This is a genomic window from Pseudomonas sp. JV245A (assembly GCF_032424515.1).
Lineage (GTDB): Bacteria > Pseudomonadota > Gammaproteobacteria > Pseudomonadales > Pseudomonadaceae > Aquipseudomonas > Aquipseudomonas protegens.
On sequence record NZ_VYKE01000005.1, the window covers coordinates 49,252 to 65,446 of the forward strand.

At 61.9% G+C, this 16,195-nt stretch carries 17 protein-coding genes; 15 read left to right on the forward strand and 2 right to left on the reverse strand.

Translation table 11 applies throughout. From position 1 onward, the window contains the following. Positions 1 to 60: 60 nt before the first annotated feature. Entirely contained in the window at positions 61 to 1,113 is a 1,053-nt protein-coding gene (locus F6S12_RS02760; RefSeq protein ID WP_019094642.1) for an NAD(P)-dependent alcohol dehydrogenase, read from the reverse strand. A gap of 180 nt (positions 1,114 to 1,293) precedes the next feature. On the opposite strand from F6S12_RS02760, the gene F6S12_RS02765 reads away from it, so the two are divergent. After that, positions 1,294 to 2,184: an AraC family transcriptional regulator gene (locus tag F6S12_RS02765; RefSeq protein ID WP_011060138.1), complete on the forward strand. Its 891-nt coding sequence runs from the start codon at positions 1,294 to 1,296 to the stop codon at positions 2,182 to 2,184. 170 nt (positions 2,185 to 2,354) lie between these two features. On the opposite strand, the gene F6S12_RS02770 is transcribed toward F6S12_RS02765, so the two are convergent. Next, entirely contained in the window at positions 2,355 to 4,019 is a 1,665-nt protein-coding gene (locus tag F6S12_RS02770) for an electron transfer flavoprotein-ubiquinone oxidoreductase (protein WP_011060139.1), read from the reverse strand. 549 nt (positions 4,020 to 4,568) lie between these two features. Between F6S12_RS02770 and F6S12_RS02775 the strand changes: the two genes are divergently transcribed. The 14 genes from F6S12_RS02775 to F6S12_RS02840 all read left to right on the forward strand — a co-directional run bounded on the left by F6S12_RS02775 (position 4,569) and on the right by F6S12_RS02840 (position 16,144). After that, positions 4,569 to 5,318 carry an electron transfer flavoprotein subunit beta/FixA family protein gene (locus tag F6S12_RS02775; RefSeq protein ID WP_015634720.1) on the forward strand — a complete coding sequence of 250 codons (750 nt, stop codon included), beginning with the start codon at positions 4,569 to 4,571 and terminating at the stop codon, positions 5,316 to 5,318. Positions 5,319 to 5,320: 2 nt separating this feature from the next. After that, a complete protein-coding gene (locus F6S12_RS02780) occupies positions 5,321 to 6,250 on the forward strand; it encodes an electron transfer flavoprotein subunit alpha/FixB family protein (protein ID WP_011060141.1) in 930 nt (309 codons plus the stop codon). An 81-nt stretch (positions 6,251 to 6,331) separates the two neighbouring features. Further along, positions 6,332 to 7,156: a substrate-binding periplasmic protein gene (locus F6S12_RS02785; RefSeq protein WP_011060142.1), complete on the forward strand. Its 825-nt coding sequence runs from the start codon at positions 6,332 to 6,334 to the stop codon at positions 7,154 to 7,156. A 9-nt stretch (positions 7,157 to 7,165) separates the two neighbouring features. Further along, a complete protein-coding gene (locus F6S12_RS02790) occupies positions 7,166 to 7,522 on the forward strand; it encodes a DUF4398 domain-containing protein (protein WP_011060143.1) in 357 nt (118 codons plus the stop codon). After that, complete coding sequence (locus F6S12_RS02795) at positions 7,519 to 8,331, forward strand: OmpA family protein (protein WP_011060144.1); 813 nt, start codon at positions 7,519 to 7,521, stop codon at positions 8,329 to 8,331. The genes F6S12_RS02790 and F6S12_RS02795 overlap by 4 nt, the downstream gene beginning before the upstream one ends. 205 nt (positions 8,332 to 8,536) lie before the next feature. Beyond that, the gene (locus F6S12_RS02800) at positions 8,537 to 9,976 is read left to right on the forward strand and encodes a PLP-dependent aminotransferase family protein (protein ID WP_011060145.1); all 1,440 of its coding nucleotides are present in this window, start codon (positions 8,537 to 8,539) and stop codon (positions 9,974 to 9,976) included. 77 nt (positions 9,977 to 10,053) lie between these two features. Next, positions 10,054 to 10,554, forward strand: a complete 501-nt coding sequence (locus tag F6S12_RS02805; protein ID WP_065364693.1) for a translation initiation factor 2 — start codon at positions 10,054 to 10,056, stop codon at positions 10,552 to 10,554. A gap of 170 nt (positions 10,555 to 10,724) precedes the next feature. Beyond that, positions 10,725 to 10,979, forward strand: coding sequence for a YkgJ family cysteine cluster protein (locus F6S12_RS02810; RefSeq protein WP_011060147.1), 255 nt, complete (start codon positions 10,725 to 10,727; stop codon positions 10,977 to 10,979). Positions 10,980 to 11,022: 43 nt separating this feature from the next. Next, entirely contained in the window at positions 11,023 to 11,631 is a 609-nt protein-coding gene (locus F6S12_RS02815; protein ID WP_011060148.1) for an START domain-containing protein, read from the forward strand. A gap of 143 nt (positions 11,632 to 11,774) precedes the next feature. Further along, positions 11,775 to 12,008 (forward strand): hypothetical protein, encoded by a 234-nt coding sequence (locus F6S12_RS02820; RefSeq protein WP_015634724.1) that lies wholly within the window; start codon positions 11,775 to 11,777, stop codon positions 12,006 to 12,008. 212 nt (positions 12,009 to 12,220) lie between these two features. Then, positions 12,221 to 12,562 (forward strand): ribonuclease E inhibitor RraB, encoded by a 342-nt coding sequence (locus F6S12_RS02825; protein WP_011060150.1) that lies wholly within the window; start codon positions 12,221 to 12,223, stop codon positions 12,560 to 12,562. Between the two features lie 440 nt (positions 12,563 to 13,002). Next, the gene (locus F6S12_RS02830) at positions 13,003 to 14,412 is read left to right on the forward strand and encodes a circularly permuted type 2 ATP-grasp protein (protein WP_011060151.1); all 1,410 of its coding nucleotides are present in this window, start codon (positions 13,003 to 13,005) and stop codon (positions 14,410 to 14,412) included. 11 nt (positions 14,413 to 14,423) lie between these two features. Continuing rightward, positions 14,424 to 15,374 (forward strand): alpha-E domain-containing protein, encoded by a 951-nt coding sequence (locus F6S12_RS02835; protein ID WP_011060152.1) that lies wholly within the window; start codon positions 14,424 to 14,426, stop codon positions 15,372 to 15,374. Beyond that, on the forward strand, positions 15,371 to 16,144 hold the full coding sequence (locus F6S12_RS02840; protein ID WP_019093261.1) for a transglutaminase N-terminal domain-containing protein: 774 nt from the start codon (positions 15,371 to 15,373) through the stop codon (positions 16,142 to 16,144). The genes F6S12_RS02835 and F6S12_RS02840 overlap by 4 nt, the downstream gene beginning before the upstream one ends. Positions 16,145 to 16,195 lie beyond the last annotated feature (51 nt).

The following is a 16,195-nucleotide window of genomic DNA, read 5'->3' on the forward strand; positions in this document are numbered from 1 at the left end:
GGCGAAGGCGCACGCCATCGGCGCCCCCGGCGACAAGCCATGCTTTGACGGTGTCGAGAATCAGCCTTTCAAGGTCGCCATGTCGATCACGAAGCGGTACTTCACATCACCCTTGATCATGCGCTCGTAGGCTTGATTGATCTGGCGGATGTCGAGCATTTCGATATCGCAGGTGATGCCGTGCTCGGCGCAGAAGTCCAGCACTTCCTGGGTCTCGGCAATGCCGCCGATCAGCGAGCCGGCCAGCACCCGGCGGCTCATCACCAGCTTGCCGGCGTGCAGCGCCGGGTCCACCGGTTCGATCAGGCCCACCAGGATATGCACGCCATCGAAGCGCAGGGTGTCGAGGTAGGGGTTGAGGTCGTGGGGCACCGGGATGGTGTCCAGGAGAAAGTCGAAGTGCCCGGCCACCGACTGCATCTGCGCCACGTCGGTGGATACGATCACATGGTCGGCACCCTGGCGGCGGGCTTCTTCGGCCTTGCTCGCGGAGCGGGTGAACAGGGTCACTTCGGCGCCCAGGGCCTTGGCGAACTTGATGCCCATGTGGCCCAGGCCGCCCATGCCGAGAATCCCCACCTTGTCACCGGGCTTGACCCCGTAATGCTTGAGTGGCGAGTAGGTGGTGATGCCGGCGCAGAGGATTGGCGCAGCGCTGGCCAAGTCGAGTTTCTCCGGAATGCGCACCACAAAGTGCTCGCTGACCACGATGCTGTCGGAGTAGCCGCCCATGGTGTTGCTGCCATCGACCCGGTCCGGGGTGGCGTAGGTCATGGTCGGGCCTTGCAGGCAGTATTGCTCCAGGTCGGCGGCGCAGGCCTCGCAGTGGCGGCAGGAATCCACCATGCAACCAACGCCCACCAGGTCGCCGACCTTGTGCTTGCTGACGTTGGCGCCGACGGCTGTGACCTTGCCGACGATCTCGTGGCCCGGCATCAGCGGGTACACGGCGATGCCCCATTCGTTGCGGGCCTGGTGGATATCGGAGTGGCAGACGCCGCAGTAGAGGATCTCGATGGCGACGTCGTCCGCACGCGGACTGCGGCGCTGGAAGCTCATGGGGGCGAGGGGAGTGGTGGCCGATTGGGCGGCATAACCGATGGCGGTGTACATGGTGGACCTCGCAAAAGCATTGACAATTGAGGCGTGGCATTCTCGGCGTCGGGCCCTGGGCCAACCATGGCGATTCCTCGGCATGTCATGCCTATTCCTCCGGCATTGGCGGTTTTCACGCGGCATTGGCGTACAGACCTGCGATGATGTTTTCGTCCCTTTTTCCGTGAAGTTTTCCCCATGCTGCTGACCCGCCATCTGGACGCCAACGCCACCCTGGTCTCGCTGATCCAGCCCCTTGCCAGCCGTGACGGTTTCGTTGCCACCGCCTTGCCCGGGGTCCAGGTGCTGCGGGCCAGTTGCGACGTGGCGCGGGGCCCGCAGATCTATGAGCCGAGCCTGATGATCATTGCCCAGGGCAGCAAGCTGGCCTACCTGGGCACGCGAACCCTGGAATACGGTGCCGGGCATTACCTGATCCAGGCCCTGTCGGTGCCCTTCGAGTGCGAAACCTTCGCCTTGCCCGATGCGCCGCTGCTGGGGGTTTCCATCGCCATCGACCGGGCGGTATTGAGCGAGCTGGTGCTGGCCATGGGCGTCACCGAAGGCCGGGCGGCTTCGGCGCAGACCCTGGAGTCGATGACCTCGGCTGTGCTCGACGACGCCATGCGTGGTTGCGTGGAACGCCTGTTGCGCTGCCTGCACGATCCTCTGGAGTGCAAGGTCATGGGCCCTTCACGGGTGCGCGAGTTGCTCTTTGCCGCTTTACGCGGGCCTCAGGCCGATGCGCTGCGGGCGCTGGTGGAGCAGCAGGGGCAGTTCGCCCGGGTTGCGGCTTCGCTCAATCACCTGCACGAGCACTACACCGAGCCGTTGAACGTCGAGACCCTGGCCCGCTGCGCCAACATGAGCACCTCGACCTTCCACGAGCATTTCAAGCGCAGCACCCTGCTGTCGCCGGTGCAGTACCTCAAGCGCCTGCGCCTGCTCAAGGCCCAGCAGTTGCTGCTGGGAGAGGGGCTGGGCGTGGCCCAGGTGGCTCATCGGGTGGGGTATCAAAGCACTTCGCAGTTCAGCCGCGAGTACAAGCGCTACTTCGAACGCAACCCGGGCGAAGAACGCGCCGCTTGAAAACATCGCCCCCCTTGTAGGAGCTGGCTTGCCAGCGAATGCGCCCTTGGGTCGGAGCAAGGCTTGGGGGGGCTCTTCGCCGGCAAGCCGGCTCCTACAGGTGTCGGTGTCGCTGAATCCCGGGCATGAAAAAGGCCCCCATAAAGGGGGCCTTCTTTTATCGCACCGGCTTACATGTTCGGGTAAGTCGGGCCGCCGGCGCCTTCCGGAGTGACCCAGGTAATGTTCTGGGCCGGGTCCTTGATGTCGCAAGTCTTGCAGTGCACGCAGTTCTGCGCGTTGATCTGGAAGCGCTTCTCGCCATCTTCCTGGGTGATCACCTCATACACGCCGGCCGGGCAGTAACGCTGGGCAGGTTCGTCGTACAGCGGCAGGTTGCGGCTCAGCGGGATGCTCGGGTCGGTCAGCTTCAGGTGGCAAGGCTGTTCTTCTTCATGGTTGGTGCCGGAGATGAACACCGAGCTCAACTTGTCGAAGCTGAGTTTGCCGTCGGGTTTCGGATAGTCGATCTTCACGCAGTCCTTGGCCAGCTTCAGGCAGGCGTAGTCCGGCTTGGTGTCGTGCAGGGTGAACGGCAGTTTGCCGCCGAAGATATTCTGGTCCATCCAGTTGAAGCCCGCGCCGATGATCGGGCCGAACTTGTGCATGGCCGGGCCGAAGTTGCGGCTGGCGAACAGCTCTTCATACAGCCAGCTGGCCTTGAACGAATCGACGTAGCTCTTGAGTTCGTCGGCTCCTTCGGAGCCGGCGAACAGCGAGTCGGCTACCGCATCGGCGGCCAGCATGCCGGACTTCATGGCGGTGTGGCTGCCCTTGATCTTGGCGAAGTTCAGGGTGCCCAGGTCGCAGCCGATCAGCGCGCCACCCTTGAACACCATCTTCGGCAGCGAGTTCAGGCCGCCCTTGCAGATGGCGCGAGCGCCGTAGCTGACGCGCTTGCCGCCTTCCAGGTACTGCTTGAGCACCGGGTGATGCTTGAGGCGCTGGAACTCGTCGAACGGCGACAGGTAAGTGTTGGCGTAGGACAGGTCGACGATCAGGCCCACTACTACCTGGTTGTTTTCCAGGTGATAGAGGAAGGAGCCGCCAGTGTTCTCGTTGCTCATGATATCCAGCGGCCAGCCGGCGGTGTGCACCACCAGGCCAGGCTGGTGCTTGGCCGGGTCGATTTCCCAGATTTCCTTGAGGCCGATGCCGTAGTGCTGGGCGTCGGCGTCGCTGTCCAGGTTGAACTGCTTGATCAGTTGCTTGCCGATATGGCCACGGCAGCCTTCGGCGAACAGGGTGTATTTGCCGCGCAGTTCCATGCCGGGGGTGTACATGCCCTCTTTCGGCTGGCCTTCACGGTCGACACCCATGTCGCCGGTAAGAATCCCGCGGACTACGCCGTTTTCGTCGATCAGGGCTTCCTGGGCGGCAAAGCCCGGGTAGATTTCCACGCCCAGGTTCTCGGCCTGCTGGGCCAGCCAGCGGCACAGATTGCCCAGGGAAATGATGTAGTTGCCTTCGTTGTGCATGGTCTTGGGCACAAAGAAGTCTGGAACCTTGGTGGAGGTTTCGCCGCTGCGCAGGACATAGATGTCGTCGCGGGTGACCGGGGTATTGAGCGGGGCGCCCAGTTCCTTCCAGTCCGGGAACAATTCATTCAGGGCCCGTGGTTCGAACACGGCACCGGAAAGGATGTGAGCACCGACTTCGGAGCCTTTTTCAACCACGCAGACGCTGATTTCCTTCCCGGCTTCAGCGGCCTTCTGCTTAAGGCGGCAAGCGGCGGACAAGCCTGCGGGGCCGGCACCGACGATGACCACGTCGAATTCCATGTATTCGCGTTCCACTAGGCTATCTCCTACTCAAGGCTCAACGGTTTTTTCTAATTGGAGGTTTGGCGTTGCATCCCCGCTTTCTCCCATCGCGCATGGGGGGGAGAAGGGGAGGACGGCCGACCTTTCTCTCTGGGCGGCGCATTATATCTACACCACTCTCAGCGTCCAATACAAACGTTTGTTTGAATTTGCCGCAGCCCAGATAAATCAAAGAAGCGCGGCTTATAAACGGCTATTTTGCCGTATTGACCGGAAAAGGCGTTCCGGTCAAGATACGGTCGGTTTTGCGCTCGCCGTAGGCTGACTGTTGGTTTCAAGAGCACCTCTAAAGACAGGGCAAAGGCAGTAAAGGTGACGCGCGCGCAACTTGAAAGTGCGCAGTCTACACGCCGCGATAATGAATGACTCGTCGGTCACCACTGACGAACGGTCATCACCCCGTGAGCAAGGTCAACCTTTTTGTGCGCCAGCGTTTTTGGAGGTGCCCTTGTGCCGATGAGCATCAACCGCCAGGTTCTCGCCTAGGCGACTTTCTTTTCACCGGAGAGTAACGAGGAATCCATGAAGGTTCTTGTAGCTGTCAAACGAGTGGTCGACTATAACGTCAAGGTTCGCGTCAAAGCGGACAACTCCGGCGTCGACCTCGCCAACGTCAAGATGTCGATGAACCCTTTCTGCGAAATCGCAGTGGAAGAAGCCGTACGCCTGAAAGAGAAAGGTGTAGCGACTGAAATCGTCGTCGTCTCCATCGGTCCTGCTACTGCTCAAGAGCAACTGCGTACCGCCCTGGCACTGGGTGCCGATCGCGCGATCCTCGTCGAGTCCGCTGAAGAGTTGAACTCCCTGGCCGTGGCCAAGCTGCTCAAGGCCGTGGTCGACAAGGAACAGCCACAGCTGGTGATCCTCGGCAAACAGGCCATCGATAGCGACAACAACCAGACCGGCCAGATGCTGGCAGCCCTGAGCGGCTACGCTCAAGGCACCTTCGCCTCCAAGGTCGAAGTGTCCGGCGACAAGGTCAACGTCACCCGTGAAATCGACGGCGGCCTGCAGACCGTTGCGCTGAACCTGCCAGCCATCGTCACCACCGACCTGCGTTTGAACGAGCCGCGCTACGCGTCTCTGCCAAACATCATGAAAGCCAAGAAGAAGCCGCTTGAAACGCTGACTCCTGATGCTTTGGGCGTTTCCACCGCCTCCACCAACAAGACCCTGAAAGTCGAAGCGCCGGCTGCACGCAGCGCGGGCATCAAGGTCAAGTCGGTGGCTGAACTGGTCGAGAAACTGAAAAACGAAGCGAAGGTAATCTGATCATGACTATCTTGGTAATCGCCGAACACGATAACAAGGCGCTGGCTCCGGCCACCCTGAACACCGTTGCCGCCGCCGCCAAAATCGGTGGTGACGTGCATGTACTGGTAGCCGGCCAGGGCGTTGGCGCCGTGGCTGAAGCCGCGGCCAAGATCGCTGGCGTGGCCAAAGTGCTGGTGGCCGACAACGCCGCCTACGCTCACCAACTGCCGGAAAACGTTGCGCCGCTGGTGGCCGAACTGGGCGCTGGCTACAGCCACATCCTGGCAGCCGCTACTTCCAACGGCAAAAACATCCTGCCGCGGGTTGCCGCTCAGCTGGACGTAGACCAGATCTCCGAAATCATCTCGGTAGAAAGCGCTGATACCTTCAAGCGTCCGATCTATGCCGGTAACGCCATCGCTACCGTGCAGTCCTCGGCTGCCGTAAAAGTCATCACCGTGCGTGCCACCGGCTTCGACGCCGTTGCCGCTGAAGGTGGTTCGGCTGCAGTCGAAACCGTGGGCGCCGCTCACGATGCCGGCAAGTCGAGCTTCGTTGGCGAAGAACTGGCCAAGTCCGATCGCCCTGAACTGACCGCAGCCAAGATCGTCGTTTCCGGCGGCCGCGGCATGCAGAACGGCGACAACTTCAAGCACCTGTATGCCCTGGCCGACAAGCTGGGCGCTGCTGTCGGCGCGTCCCGCGCTGCGGTGGACGCAGGTTTTGTGCCCAACGACATGCAGGTCGGCCAGACCGGCAAGATCGTTGCGCCACAGCTGTACATCGCCGTCGGTATCTCCGGCGCGATCCAGCACCTGGCGGGCATGAAGGACTCCAAAGTGATCGTCGCGATCAACAAGGACGAAGAAGCGCCAATCTTCCAGGTAGCCGACTACGGCCTGGTCGCGGACTTGTTCGAAGCCGTACCTGAGTTGGAGAAGCTGGTCTAATCCGGCGTCTTCACTTATAAAGAGCCCGGCCTTTTGGCCGGGTTTTTTTATGTGTGTTTTTTGCCGGGGGAGGGTTTCGCCATGGATCTGCGCCGCATGAGTGGCTGGCCAGTGCTGTTGGGCCTGACGTTGTTGCCATCGTTGTCGATGGCGGCGGGCAAGTGCGAGCGTCTGGTGGTCACTGGCAGCCCCGATGCACCGCCTTACCTGTGGCGTGACCCTCAGGACCCCAAGCACCTGATGGGTGCCAGCGCCGACCTGCTGCAGCAGGTGGCCGGGGAACTGGGGCTGAAGGTCGAGGTGCTGTATGCCGGCAAGCGCTCCGAGGCGCTGGACGAGGTACGCACCGGGCGCATGGACCTGCTCGCCGATGCACCGCTGACCCTCAATGAGCTGGAATCGCTGGACTACATCCACCCGGCGCTGGTGCAGAACGACTATCTGGTCTGGACCCGCAAGGATTCGACCCTCAGCTACACCCAGCCGGGAGACCTGGCAGGCCATCCGGGCGCCGTGTCGGAAAAGGCCCGACTGACTCAGCCCTTTGTCGCCATGGCCAAGGAGCATCTGCAACTCAAGCGCCTGCCGAATCTGACCCAGGTCTTCCAGACCTTGCTCCTGGGGGAGGTGGACTATGTGCTGGCGCCTCGCTACGCAGGCATGGCCATGGCCCAGACCCTGGGCATGACGGCGGATCTGGCGGCGTTTCCCCAGCCCATCGACAAACCGGGGCTGTTCCTTGCGCTGTCCCATAACTCCGCCTGCAATGACCCATGGTTGCGCGGACAGTTGGCCAAAAAGATGACAGAATTGCCCGCGTCCGGTCTGACGGAGACCTTGCTGCAGCGCAATCTGGAGCGCTGGAAGGCCCAGTTGCAGCAACCCGTCAGCAGCCCAAAACAGTAGGAATCTTGTGTGACTATTCGACCTCTTTTCGCCGCCATGGCTGTTCTCGCCCTGGCGGGTTGTGCAACCGACCCGGCGCCCATCGAGCAGATGCGCCTCACCGCGCAGACGCTGGAGCAGGCCAAGGCCGTGGGGGCTTCTGCCGAGGACATGCCCGAGTTGAAACTGGCCGAAGACAAGTTCTCCCGGGCGCAGGGCAACATGCAGGATGAGTCCTACAAGAAAGCGCGGATGCGCGCCGAACAAGCCGAGCTGGATGCGCGCCTGGCCGAAGCCAAGGTCCTGACCCGCAAGAGCCAGGAACAGGTGAATGCACTCAATACCCGCATCACTCGCCTGCGCAAGCAACTGGGAGATGCCCAATGAATCTGTCTACCCGGATCATCGGCAGTGCAGTGCTCCTGGCATGCGCCGGTCTCTATGGCTGCGCTGGCCAGCACAGCGAAGAAGCCCTGCAGCAGGCCAGTAACGACTTCCAGAAGGTCAAGGAAGACTCCAACGTGCTGCGTATCGCGCCCAAGGACGTGATCCGTGCCGGGGAGTCCCTGGCACGTGCCGATCGCCTCTCTACCTATTGGGGCAGCGGTGGCGATGTGGAGCATTACGCTTACCTGAGTCGGCGCTACAGCGAAATCGCCCGTGAGCATACCGAACAGGCACTCAATAACGAGCGTGCGGCCAAGCTCGAGCTGGAGCGCCAGCGCCTGCAACTGGCCCTGCGCGAAGCCAAGTTGCTCAGCGTGCAGCAGCAGGGCAAATGGCTGGAAGAACAGATCATCAGCCTGGCCACCACCCAGACCGATCGCGGTCTGGTGATGACTCTGGGGGATGTGCTGTTCGATACCGGCGAAGCGGAGCTGAAGAACTCGGCGAACCGCACTGTGCTCAAGGTGGTGCAGTTCCTCCAGTTGAACCCCAAGCGCGTGGTGCGCATCGAGGGTTACACCGACAACACCGGCGAGCGCCAGAGCAATCTGCAGCTGTCCAAGGACCGCGCCCAAGCCGTGGCGGATGTGCTGGTGGACCTGGGTATCGATGAAAAACGCATCCAGGTCGAAGGCTATGGCGACGACTATCCGGTGGAGGCCAATGCTTCCGAGCGGGGAAGGGCGCAGAACCGTCGGGTGGAGATCGTGTTCTCCGACGAAAAAGGCCAGTTGGGCGCTTCTCGCTGAAGCTGCGCCAGTGCCACGGAAAAACCCGACGCCTTGCTCGCGTCGGGTTTTTTTATGCCTGCCAAGAGGTTCACAAAAACCCTACAGTTATGCTTTTCACTGCCCCGTGTCCTCGACTATTGTAGAAACTGTCCCAGTACACTTCTAAACTGTGCCGGTATTGTTTCACACAAGAATAAAACGCCGTGAAATCGAGTGCTGCGCCATGACCAATCTCTTGCTCTATCAACGTATCGCTCAGCAACTGGCTGAGGATATTCGCCGTGGTGTCTACCAGCCGGGGGAGCGCGTACCGTCGGTACGCAAGATGAGCTCGCAGCTCAATGTCAGCCACGCCACGGTACTCCAGGCCTACGCCAACCTCGAAGACCAGGGGCTGATTCGCGCGCGCCCGCAGTCGGGCTACTACGTGCACCAGACGCCGGCGCTGACCGCGCCCACGCCGGATATCGCCCGGGTCGAGCGCCCTGGGCTGGTGACCCGCAGCAGCATCATTCAGCAGGTGCTGGTGGAGTCCCGTCGCGAAGGTGTGTTTCCGTTGGGGGCCGCAGTGCCCAGCGTTGACTATCTGCCAGTGCGGGCGCTGCACCAGCAGTTGGCCAAGGTCACCCGGTTTCACAGCCCCCGGGCATTCAGTTACATGTTCAGCCCGGGCTTCGAGCCACTGCGGCGTCAGGTGGCCATTCGCATGCGCGATGCCGGGGTGGTGGTCGACCCGTCGGAAGTGGTGATCACCCACGGCTGCGTCGATGCCCTGCAGATGTCATTGCGGGTACTGACCCGGCCCGGGGACCTGATTGCTGCGGAGTCGCCGACCTACTACGGCCTGCTGCAACTGGCGGACTTGCTGGGGCTCAAGGTCATCGAGATTCCCAGTGATCCGTCCACCGGCATGAGCCTGGAAGCCCTGCAACTGGCGGCCAACCAATGGTCGATCAAGGCCCTGGTGCTGACCACACGCCTGAGTAATCCCCTGGGCGGCACCATGCCCGAGGAGCGGCAGAAGCAGTTGCTGCGCCTGGCATCGGATTTCGATATCCAGGTGGTCGAGGACGATATCTATGGCGAGTTGATGTTCGAGGTGGGGCGTACCAAGGCCCTCAAGGCCTATGACCGCCTGGATCGGGTGATCTACTGTTCGAGCTTCTCCAAGACCCTGTCTCCCGGCGTGCGCATCGGCTGGATGATTGCCGGCAAGTACCAGCAGGAGATCCAGCGCCTGCAGACCTTCAGCACCCATTCTGCGTGCAGCGTCACCCAGATGGGGGTTGCGGCCTACCTGGAAAACGGCGGTTATGACCGGCATTTACGGTACATCCGCCAGGAATACCGGAAGAATCTCAGCGCCTTTCAGCTGGCGGTGCAGCAGTACTTCCCTGAGGGCACGCAGATCACCCGGCCCAACGGGGGCTTCATTCTCTGGGTCAGCCTGCCGGGGCGGGTCAACACCCAGGAGCTTCATGTGCGAGCCTTGCAGCAGGGCATCAGCATCGCCCCGGGGCTGATCTTCAGCAACACCGAGCAGTTCAACCACTGTGTGCGGCTCAACTGCGGTACGCCCTGGAATCGCGAGGCCGAGCGGGCCCTGATGACTTTGGGAATGCTTGCCAGCCAGTTGTGCCAGGAGGCGGCGGGCGGATTTTAATCAGTGTGGCCCTGTGCTTGTCATGGGGCCTGCAACAAGCGAGCATAGAGGACCTTTTGTCGATCTACCTGTCTTTCATGAAAGCCTTTCTACCTGCCCTCTGGTTAAGTGTCTGTCTGTTGGGAACCGCCTTCGTGGCTCCTGTCCAGGCGGCTTCCTCCCAGGACAAGCCGGCTGCCGGGGCGGCCCATGCCACTAAGGCGGCCCCTGCCAAGAAGGCTCCGGCCAGCAAGGCCAAGCCTTCGGCCAGTGCCAGCAAGAGCAAGTCCGCGGCCAAGAAGGCGCCCGCCAAGCCCAAGTCCAAATGGGCCTATCAGGACATCAAGAAGCCGTTGCCCAGCGCCAAGGTGGACTTGAGCCTGCCGCCGGAAATGGTCAAGCACCTGCAGCCGGTGGGCAGTGTGCCGCTACCCAAGCGCGAGCCGCTGCTGCCGCAGATGTTTGGCGAGAAGCCCAAGGAAAGCAGCCCGTTCCAGCTCAACGGCCGCTTGCTCAGCAATGAAATGCAATTGCAGCTGCGCAACGAGGAACGTCGGGATATCGAAGGCGCGGCCCTGGATTTCGAGTTCAAGCAGTAAATTCTTCATCCTCTTCTGTGACGGGTTGGCTCGACACTTTGTCGGAGACTGATCAGTCACGCACGGTTGTGCGTCAAATCCGTTCTTTGAGTAATTTTAAACGGCTGTTTTAGCGGTTACTCTTGGCGGGCGTCATTCAACACTCTGCTTGTCGCAAGGAGCTTTTCCTCATGAACTGCCGTGAAGGTTGTGGCGCCTGCTGCATCGCCCCTTCCATCAGCACCCCGATTCCTGGAATGCCCCAGGGCAAGCCGGCGGGAGAACGTTGCCTGCATCTTTCTGTCGAACACCTGTGCGGGCTGTTCGGCCTGCCGGAGCGGCCGGCGGTGTGTGGGGCGTTCCTGGCGGATCCCGAGGTGTGTGGCGAAAGCCGCGAAGAAGCCATCCGCCTGATTGGCTGGTGGGAACAAGTGACCGCGGCATAGAGTGTTCTCAATGAACGGAACTTCAACAATAAGGAATAAGACAATGGGTTCGCTGCAACGAATGGCTGTGCTCTGTGGTTTAACCGTGCTGTTGTCGGCAACGGCCCACGCCGAAGACTGGCAAACCGCCAAGGATGAAGACGGCATCAAGGTCTCCTTGAGTGAAGTGGCCGGCTCCAAATACAAGGCCTACCGTGGTGTGACCACCATGAAGACCTCCATCGCCAAGCTCCGCGCGCTGCAGGAAGACGTGGCGGGCGCCTGCTCCTGGATCCACGAGTGCAAGACCCAGAAACTGCTCAAGCACGAGGGCGATCAAAGCTGGACCTACACCCAGTTCAACACCCCGTGGCCAGTCACTGCTCGTGACTCGGTATTGCACATCACTACCAGCGAAGCGGCCGACGGCAGCCTGACCCGCAAACTGGAGGGCGTGCCCACCTACATCCCTGAAGAGAAAGGCTTCGTGCGGGTGGCCCAGGTCGAGGGCTACTGGAAGTTCGTACCCAAAGGCGCCGATCAGGTGGAAGTGACTTACCAGGTGCACACCGAGCCGGGTGGCAGCGTGCCGTCCTGGCTGGCCAACAAGTTCGTGGTGGATGCGCCGTTCAACACCCTGAAGGCACTCAAGGCTCGCGCCGAAAAGCCTTGATCGGCTGAGTTTTGCCTGCATTACCAGGGCCGCCTTCGGGCGGCCTTGTCATTGACGTGTTCCGGTAGCGTGGTTGAACGATTGCCCGTTGCTCAGGGTCGAGATGTTGTCAGCCCACTCATGGGGCTATCGAGGAGGCACTGATGCAAAAGTGGCAAGTCACTTTCGTTGACGATCATGGTGTCCAGTCCGTCGAGCATTTCGACTGCGACCAGCAACCGACGATGGAACGCGCCGCACAACTGGTGCGGGCCAAGTTGTTGCCAGTGAGTGCCGAACTGGACCTGAACGATCTGGACGGGCGCACCGAGGATCCCACCCTCAAGAGCCTGAAAGAGCAGAACAGCATTCAGATTCTCAGTATCACGCCGATCTAGAGAGGGTAGAGCGCGCTTCGCAGCAATTTCTGGCGACGTCCAGAGCAAGGCGCTAATCTGCAAACGAGATCAGCGAATTCTTCGCTAGGCTCTGATCTTGTCAGCTCCATGCTTGTTTCCTGACGACCCGCCCCGGGTCGTGATGCCGGTCCCTTTGGCCGGTGGTTCGGGAAACACGGAAAGTCTATCCATCGGTTTGAGGAGGACGTTTCATGAGCACAGCCGTTCAAGAAGACATCAGCAGCAGTGTGCTGCGCCGCATGAAAGAAGGCGGTTTCGACTTTTCACGATTCCATCCCATCGAGTTCTACGCCATTTTTCCGGATGAGGAGCGGGCACGCAGGGCGGCAGGACATTTTCGCGGTGAATCCTTGAATGCCCAGGTCAGCGTGCGTGACGACGGCGCCTGGTACCTGGAACTGAGCAAGGTGATGTACGCCACCTATGGTGGCATCGGGGATTTTGAACAGGACTTCGAGGCGGTGGTCGAGCCCCTGGGCGGCATCATTGAGGGCTGGGGAGTGAAACAGGAGATCCGTGGACGGCTGGTATAGCCTGCGCTAGATATACCGAGACAGACAATTGGCTGGCCCCTGGGCCGGCCAATTGTGTTTTCGGGGCACGCACAAGGTAAAAAAAAGCCACCCGAGAGGGTGGCTAAAAGGGAAGACCGGTCAGGAGAGGGAACCGGTCGGGAGAGCCCGGACCCGGTTGTCATCGGTGTCATCAAGGTTGCAGCAGCGACTTCATCAGGCTTGGCGAAGTGTTTGCTCGATGGACGCGATTATCCCCAGTGGCCAGCGGGCAGTGAAATCAACTCTGACTATGCTGGTGATAGCCAAGACCGGTGCCAGCCATGGCCCGGGCAGGGGCGGTCCGCATGCATCGGTTATGCGGGCATCGGCCTTGGGCTGCAACGGACTGATTTTGGGGCGCTTGTGCCGAAGGCACAGGGCTGGCGAAGCCCGGGTGTGCAGGTGACAGGGAGTACGGCATGAACCACAGCGCTGTTGATGAAATGCATGGGGCCGACGGCCAGGTTCGCGAGCATTACCGCGAGTTCGCCCGCTGGCTGGCCAATACCCCCGACGAACTCCTGGCCCGCCGCCGTCGCGAGGCCGACCTGCTGTTCCACCGTGCCGGCATCACCTTCACCCTGTACGGCGATGAGCAGGGCACCGAGCGGCTGATTCCCTTCGACACCATTCCCCGCATCATCCCGGCCCGGGAATGGCGGATCATCGAACAAGGGTGCATCCAGCGGGTACGGGCGCTGAACCTGTTTCTGGCCGATCTCTACCACCAGCAACGAATCATCCGCGCCGGGATCATTCCCGCCGAGCAGGTCCTGGCCAATCAGCAGTACCAGCTGGCCATGCAGGGCCTGGACCTGCACGGTGATGTCTATGCCCATGTCTGCGGAGTTGATCTGGTACGCGACGGCGACGGCCGCTACTGCGTGCTCGAGGACAACCTGCGCACCCCCAGCGGCGTCAGCTACATGCTCGAAGACCGCAAGATGATGATGCGCCTGTTTCCCGAGCTGTTCGCCGCCCAGCGCATCGCCCCCATCGACCATTACCCGAACCTGTTGCTCGATACCCTGAAAAGCTCCAGCCCCCTGGACAATCCGACGGTGGTGGTACTGACCCCGGGGCGCTTCAACAGCGCATTTTTCGAGCATGCGTTCCTGGCGCGGGAGATGGGAGTGGAGCTGGTGGAAGGTGCCGACCTGTTCGTGCGTGACGACCGGGTGTTCATGCGCACCACCGCCGGCCCGCAGGCGGTGGATGTGATCTACCGTCGCCTCGACGATGCCTTCCTCGACCCCTTGGCGTTCAACCCCGATTCCCTGCTCGGCGTGCCCGGCCTGTTGGCAGCCTACCGCTCGGGCACTGTGGTACTGGCCAACGCCATCGGCACCGGGGTGGCCGATGACAAGTCGGTGTACCCCTATGTCACCGAGATGATCCGCTTCTACCTGGACGAAGAGCCGATTCTGCAGAACGTGCCGACCTGGCAGTGCCGCCGGCCCGCCGAGCTGTCCCATGTGCTGGCCAACCTGGCGCAACTGGTGGTCAAGGAAACCCAGGGTTCCGGCGGCTACGGCATGCTGGTGGGGCCGGCGGCCACGGCGGCGCAGATCGAGGAGTTCCGTGTACGGATCAAGGCCCGGCCCGAGGCGTACATCGCCCAACCGACCCTGGCGCTGTCCACCTGCCCGACCTTTGTCGAAAGCGGCATCGCCCCGCGGCATATCGATCTGCGGCCCTTTGTCCTTTCTGGTGGTGAAACCCGTGTGGTGCCCGGTGGTCTTACCCGTGTGGCCCTGCGTGAAGGTTCGTTGGTGGTGAATTCCTCACAGGGCGGCGGGACCAAGGACACTTGGGTGGTCGAGGATTAAGGAAGCCTGCCATGTTGAGTCGAACCGCGTCGGACCTGTACTGGATGTCACGCTACCTGGAGCGCGCGGAAAACCTGGCGCGGATGCTCGATGTCAGCTATTCCCTGTCGCTGATGCCCCAGGACGGGCGCGGCGATGGCCTGCACGAGCTGGCCATGCCACTGCTGATCACCGGCACCCTGGAGGATTACCACGCCCGCCACCAGGCCTTGCACGCCGAGCAGCTACTGCAGTTCTTCGCCCTGGACCCGGCCAACCCCGCCAGTATCTACAGTTGCCTGGGATCGGCCCGGGCCTGCGCCCATGCCGTGCGCGGGCGGATCACCGCCGACATGTGGGAAAACGTCAATGCCACCTGGCTGGACATCCACCAGATCGCCAGCCAGGGCCTCAGTGCCTATGGCATGAACCGCTTCTGCGAATGGATCAAGGAGCGCTCCCATCTGTTTCGTGGCGCCTCCTACGGCACCATCATGCGCAACGACGCCTTTCGCTTTATCCGCCTGGGAACCTTCATCGAGCGCGCCGACAACACCCTGCGCCTGCTGGACGCACGCTACGAGATGGCCGGCGACCAGGCCGATGCGGTGTGCGACGGCACCGCCCATGCCTATTACCAGTGGAGTGCGTTGCTGCGGGCCTTGTCTTCCTTCGAGGCCTACACCGAGGTCTATCGCGAGGCCCCCGGCGCCCGGCATGTGGCCGAGCTGCTGTTGTTGCGCGCCGACGTGCCGCGCTCGCTGCGGGCCTGTACCGAGGAGATCGACCAGATCCTCGCCAGCCTGCCCGGCGACAACGGGCGCCCGGCCCAGCGTCTGGCGGCGCAGATGGATGCACGCCTGCGCTACATCGGTATCGATCAGATTCTCGACGAAGGCCTGCACGCCTGGCTGACCGACTTCATCCCCCTGGTGCGCCAGTTGGGCAACGCGATTCACCGCTCTTATCTGGAGGCGGCATGAGACTGTCCGTGAGCCATGAAACCACCTATCGCTACGCCGATCCGGTAGGCGCCAGCATCCAGTACCTGCGCCTGACACCCCACGACAGCGAGCGCCAGCAAGTGCTCTGCTGGCAGCTGGATCTGCCACGACCGGTGCGTGCGCAGCGGGACCCCTTCGGCAACATCCTGCACGTACTGACCCTGGACGAGCCCCACGAAGCAGTGATCATCGGCGCCCGTGGCCAAGTGGATATCGATGAGCTGCGCGAGGCCGAGCATGAATGCCAGTCGCCCTTGCCGTTCCTGCGTTTCACCAGCCTGACCGAGGCGGATGCTCAACTGCGCGAGTTCGCCGGCCGGCAATGCGCAAGGCGGCGTGATCGCACAGGGTTGATCGACCTGATGCATGGGCTGCACCAGCTCATGGCCTACACGCCTGGGGCAACGGACGTGGCCACCAGCGCGGCGCAGGCTTTCGCCGGGCGCGCGGGGGTCTGCCAGGACCACACCCACGCTTTCCTTGCCTGTGCCCGTAGCCTGGGCGTTCCGGCACGTTTTGTTTCCGGTTATCTGTACCGCGAGGACAGCGGGCAATTACTTGGCCACGCCTGGGCCGAAGCCTGGCTGGAAGGCGCCTGGTACAGCTTCGATGTGACCCACCAACTGGCGCGGCCCGAGCGCCACCTCAAGCTGGCGGTGGGCCTGGACTACCTGGATGCCTGCCCGGTACGCGGCATGCGCCGGGGCGCCGCCGGTGAGCAGATGCACGCCAGGGTGCTCCAGCAGTAACACGCGTTTTCGCTAGGAGCCGGCTTGCCGGCGAAGGCGCCAGAGGTGGCA